Consider the following 5460-nt stretch of genomic DNA (forward strand, 5'->3'; position numbering starts at 1 on the left):
CCCCGGGTCAGGCCGGCGGCGCGCACGCCCCGGTCGGTCACCAGCAGGACGTTCTTCGCCCCGAGCCCGGCGACGAGGTCGGGGATCTTGGCGACCGCCCCGGCCTCGAACAGCAGGTTCGGCGTGGTCTGGAACAGGAACGGGGTCATGGCCGGGCGCCTCGGCGGAAGGGTGTTTCGCCGCGCCAGCCTACAGCGCCGACGCGCGATCGCCAGCAGGCGCCGGCGCGGCCCCGTGGACGATCCCGGGCGGGAAGACCGCCGCGTCGGGCCGGCCCGGCCCGGATCACCGGACGACCGCTCCCACGTCCTGCCGCCAAGTTTGCCACGAGACCGGCAGGTCGCCGGACGCAGGCGGCATGCGGGACGTCTCGGTGGAGCTGCCCGTGAAGCCGCCATCGAAGTCGATCGCCTCTCCGGCGTAGCGGGAGGCCAGACCGTAGATCGCCCGGCCCCGGCAGCTTGCGATCAGGGATGCGCCTCGGGTGGTCATGGCCGGCGGACCCGCGGACTCGGCGAAGGCGGCCGACACGATCCAGACCTCGACGGCCTCGCGCGCCGCGATCGGCTCGGCGCAGAAGGCGCCCCGCACGCAGTGATACCCGCTGATCGCGACCCGCTCCGGCCCGACGAGCGTCAGACGCACCGCCGCGGCGTCGGGTCCCCCGGGGCCCGGGACGACGCCATAGGGCACGACCCCCTTCGCCCGGGCGGCGACGGTCCATCCCTTCGGCAGGACGGCCGCGATCCTCCGCTCCGCCGCGTCGGCCGACAGGGCGACCGCCTGACCGGCGGGGCACGCGCCCGGCCGGTCGCAAGCCGCCTGCAGGAGGAGGCCGAGCCCCGCAAGGAGCCGGACCAGGCTCACGCAGCCCTCCGTCATCTTCCGGGTCGGCCGCCGGCCGGCTCGGGGGCGAGGCGCCAGGCCGTCACTTCCGCAACGGTATGCCCTTGGTGGTGAAACGCGGCGCGCCCGGGTGGCGCGCGGGTCGCGGCAGGCCTCCCGTCTTGCCCCCCGCCTTGCCCAGGCCCGTTCCCGGCGGCTGCGAGGACGGCACGAGCTGCTCCGGCCTCGGCCCGATCAGGTCGGCGCGGCCCATCGTTCGCAGCGCCTCCCGTAGCAGGGGCCAGTTCTCGGGGTCGTGGTAGCGCAGGAACGCCTTGTGCAGCCGGCGCTGCCGCATCCCCTTGATCGCGTCGACCGGCTGGCTGCCGCCGCGCCGCACGCCCTCCAGCGGGTTGATCTCGGTGTGGTACATGGTCGTGGCGGTCGCCATGGGCGAGGGCAGGAACGTCTGCACCTGGTCGGCGCGGTAGTCGTTCTTCTTCAGCCACAGGGCGAGGTTCAGCATGTCCTCGTCGGTCGTGCCCGGATGGGCCGCGATGAAATACGGGATCAGGTAGTATTTCTTGCCGGCCTTCTTGGCGGCGGCGTCGAACATCTCCTTGAAGCGGTCGTAGGTGCCGATGCCCGGCTTCATCATCAGGTCGAGGGGTCCGCGCTCGGTGTGCTCGGGCGCGATCTTGAGGCGGCCGCCGACGTGGTGGGTCACCAGCTCCTCGACGTATTCGGGGCTTCGGACCGCGAGGTCGTAGCGCACGCCCGACGCCACCATCACCTTCTTGACGCCCTCGACCTCGCGGACCTTGCGATAGAGCCGGATCAGGTCGTCGTGCGAGGTGTTCAGGTTCGGGCAGATGTCCGGGAAGACGCAGGACGGCAGGCGGCACGCCGCCTCGATCTTCGGGTCCTTGCACGCCATCCGGTACATGTTGGCCGTCGGCCCGCCGACATCCGAGATCACGCCCGTGAAGCCCGGCGTCTTGTCGCGAATGAGCTCGATCTCGCGCAGGATCGAGCCCTCCGAGCGGTTCTGGATGACGCGCCCCTCGTGCTCGGTGATGGAGCAGAAGGTGCAGCCGCCGAAGCAGCCGCGCATGATCGTCACCGAGAACTTGATCATGTCCCAGGCGGGGATCTTCGCGTCGCCGTAGGACGGATGGGGCGCGCGGGCGTAGGGCAGGTCGTAGACCGCATCCATCTCCTCGCTGGAGAGCGGGATCGGCGGCGGGTTCAGCCACAGGTCGCGGTCGCCGTGGCGCTGGACGAGGGGGCGGGCGTTGCCTGGGTTGGCCTCCCGGTGCAGCACCCGCGAGGCGCGGGCGTAGGCCTCCTTGTCGTCCTTGACCTCGTCGTAGGCGGGCAGCCGGATCACGGTCTCGCCGGGGCGGCGGCCGGCGGCCTCGTCGGCCGAATCGAGGTCGTCGGCGGGCAACTCCGTGTAGTGCTCGGGCACGCGGCGGAACAGGGCGACGCCCCGGACGGAATCGAGGTCCTGCGGCGCCGCGCCGGCCGCGAGGCGGTTGGCCACCTCGACCACGGCGCGCTCGGCGTTGCCGTAGAGGAGCAGATCGGCCTTGGCATCCGCCAGGATCGAGCGGCGGACCTTGTCGGACCAGTAATCGTAGTGGGCGATGCGGCGCAGCGAGGCCTCGATGCCGCCGAGGATGATCGGCACGTCCTTGTAGGCCTCGCGGCAGCGCTGCGTGTAGACGATGGTCGAGCGGTCGGGGCGCTTTCCACCTTCGCCGCCCGCCGTGTAGGCGTCGTCGTGGCGCAGGCGACGGTCCGCCGTGTAGCGGTTCACCATCGAATCGAGGTTGCCGCCGGTGACGCCGAAGAACAGCGCTGGCCGGCCCAGCGCCTTGAACGGCTCCGCCGACTGCCAGTCCGGTTGCGCGATGATGCCGACCCGGAACCCCTGCGCCTCGAGCAGCCGGCCGATGATGGCCATGCCGAAGCTCGGATGATCGACGTAGGCGTCGCCCGTCACCAGGACGATGTCGCAGGCGTCCCACCCGAGCGCGTCCATCTCGGCGCGGCTCATGGGCAGGAACGGCGCCGCGTTCCTGGATGGCCGCATCTGGCAGGCGAGGGGCGCCGGGGATCGGCTCGCAGAAGCTTGGAGGTCCATGGGGTCCGTGCATAGACCGCCGGGGCCGCGAGCTCAACGAAGGGCGCGCGAGGCGCGACCGGATCGACGCGGCCGGGACCTGCTTTCAGACCGCGCCGGACGCGGGACTCGAAGACAGGCGGAAAGCGGGCATTCCCACGTCGGCCCGGCATCCTTTCCGACAGCCGCGTCCGCGCGTGGATGGACGCGCGAACGGCGAGGCCGGGACGAGACCCGTCAGTCGACCAGGCCCGCGCCTCGGGCCGACGCCCCATCCGCGCCTCACCACACCACCGCCTGCCCGTCCCGGCGCGGGTCGCTGGCGGCGGCGTAGCCTTCGATGGCCGGGTCGCCCATGCGCCAGATGAACTGGCCGGCGCCGAAATCCTGGTAGCTGTCCTGGATCACGTCGACCCGGTGGCCGCGGGCGACGAGGCCGTCGAGGGTGTCCTGCGCCATGGCCGCTTCGGCGTTGATCTCGAAGCCCTGGTTGAAGCGCCAGCGCGGGGCGTCGCAGGCGGCTTGCGAATTCTGGCCGTGGTCGATCATCCGCACCAGGGTCTGCAGGTGGCCCTGCGGCTGCATGTTGCCGCCCATCACGCCGAAACTCATCACCGGGGCGCCGTCCTTGGTGAGGAAGCCGGGGATGATGGTGTGGAACGGGCGCTTGCCCGGCGCCACGCAGTTCGGGCTCGCTGCGTCGAGGACGAAGCCGTAGCCGCGGTTCTGCAGCGACAGGCCCCAGTCCGGCAGCACGACGCCAGAGCCGAAGCCCATGAAGTTCGACTGGATGAAGCTCACCATCATGCCGGATTCGTCGGCTGCGGTGAGGTAGATCGTGCCGCCGCGCACCGGGTTGCCGGCGCCGAAATCCTGGGCGCGACGCGGATCGATGAGCTTGGCGCGCGAGGCCAGGTAGGCGTCGTCGAGCATCGCTTCGGGGCTCACCTGCATCGCAAAGCCGTCGGCGACGTACCGGTAGGTGTCGGCGAAGGCGAGCTTCATCGCCTCGATCTGCAGGTGCTGCGCCGCCGCGCCGTCCACCGCCATCCCGGCGAGGTCGAAGTTCTGGAGGATGCCGAGCGCGATCTGCGCGGCGATGCCCTGCCCGTTCGGCGGGATCTCGTGGAGCGTGTAGCCGCGGTAGTCCTTCTTCGTCGGCGTCACCCATTCCGGGCGGTAGGCGGCGAGGTCCGCCACCGTCATCGCGCCGCCGTTCTCGCTCGCGTGCCGCGCCATGGCCTCGGCGATCTCGCCCTCGTAGAAGGCCTTGCCCTTGGTCTCGGCGATGGCGCGGAGCGTCCGCGCGGCGGCCTTGAGCGTCACCAGTTCGCCGACGTCCGGCGCGCGGCCGCGGGGCAGGAAGAACTCGGCAAAACCCGGCTGGCGCACGAGGTCGGGGACCTGCGCCGCGGCGGCCCATTTCTGCTGCACCACGATCGGCGCGAGGTATCCGCGCTCGGCGATCTCGATCGCCGGCTCCATCAGGTCGGCGAAGGGCAGCTTGCCGAAGCGCTCGGACAGGGCGACCCAGGCGCCGACGGCGCCGGGCACCGTCACCGAATCCCAGCCGCGCATCGGCGGGCGGGCGGCCGGCCCGTATTTCCGCGCGAAGTAGTCCGGCGTCCACGCCGCCGGCGCGCCGCCCGAGGCGTTGAGGCCGTGCAATTCCTTGCCGTCCCAGAGGATGCAGAAGGCGTCCGAGCCGAGGCCGTTGCTGCACGGCTCGGTGAGCGTCTTGGCCGCGGCGGTGGCGATCGCGGCGTCGACCGCGTTGCCGCCCTTCCACAGCATCCGCATCCCGGCCTGCGCCGCCAGCGCGTGCGAGGTCGCGACCACGTTGCGGCCGAACATCGGCATGCGGATCGAGGGGTAGGCGGAGGTCCAGTCGAAGGTTTGCGACATGTCGGGTCCCAGATACCGAGCGGACGTACCGGCGTCAGGCTGAGATTCGTGCGAAGCCTCAGCGCGCCTGCATGCGCAACGCGCCGTCGAGCCGAATGGTCTCGCCGTTGAGCATCGGGTTGCGGACGATCGCCAGCACGAGGTCGGCGTATTCCTCCGGCCGGCCGAGGCGGGCGGGGAAGGGTACCGCGGCCCCTAAGCTATCCTGGACCTCCTGGGGCAGGCCGAGGAGCATCGGCGTGCCGAAGATGCCGGGCGCGATGGCGCAGACGCGGATGCCGAGCGGCGCGAGCTCGCGGGCCGCCGGCAGCGTCAGCCCGACGATGCCGGCCTTCGAGGCGGCGTAGGCGGCTTGTCCCACCTGGCCCTCGTAGGCGGCGATCGAGGCGGTGGAGACGATCACCCCGCGCTCGCCGCCCTCGAGCGGGTCGAGCCCGGCCGCCCCCGCCGCCACCAGCCGCATCAGGTTGAACGAGCCGACCAGGTTGACCTGGATCACCTTCGCGAAGGCTTCGAGCGAGGCCGGCCCGTCGCGCCCGACGATGCGGGCGGCCGGGGCGATGCCGGCGCAGTTCACGAGGATGCGGGCGGGTCCGTGCGCC

Annotated in this window: 4 protein-coding genes and 1 pseudogene; all 5 read right to left on the reverse strand. The window is 71.7% G+C overall.

Features of this window, described 5'->3' with window-relative positions:
* Positions 1-149 (reverse strand): annotated as a pseudogene (locus FV222_RS31235) (alcohol dehydrogenase); the annotation flags it as partial.
* Between the two features lie 136 nt (positions 150-285).
* Positions 286-867 (reverse strand): hypothetical protein, encoded by a 582-nt coding sequence (locus FV222_RS16090; protein ID WP_210248490.1) that lies wholly within the window; start codon positions 865-867, stop codon positions 286-288.
* A 61-nt stretch (positions 868-928) separates the two neighbouring features.
* A complete protein-coding gene (locus FV222_RS16095) occupies positions 929-2923 on the reverse strand; it encodes a YgiQ family radical SAM protein (protein ID WP_246685494.1) in 1995 nt (664 codons plus the stop codon).
* 312 nt (positions 2924-3235) lie between these two features.
* Positions 3236-4858: a gamma-glutamyltransferase family protein gene (locus tag FV222_RS16100; RefSeq protein ID WP_147815076.1), complete on the reverse strand. Its 1623-nt coding sequence runs from the start codon at positions 4856-4858 to the stop codon at positions 3236-3238.
* 58 nt (positions 4859-4916) lie between these two features.
* A partial coding sequence (locus FV222_RS16105; RefSeq protein ID WP_147815078.1) for an SDR family NAD(P)-dependent oxidoreductase occupies positions 4917-5460 on the reverse strand: 544 nt, incomplete at its 5' end.

Source organism: Methylobacterium sp. WL103 (genome assembly GCF_008039885.1).
GTDB classification, from domain to species: Bacteria; Pseudomonadota; Alphaproteobacteria; order Rhizobiales; family Beijerinckiaceae; genus Methylobacterium; species Methylobacterium cerastii.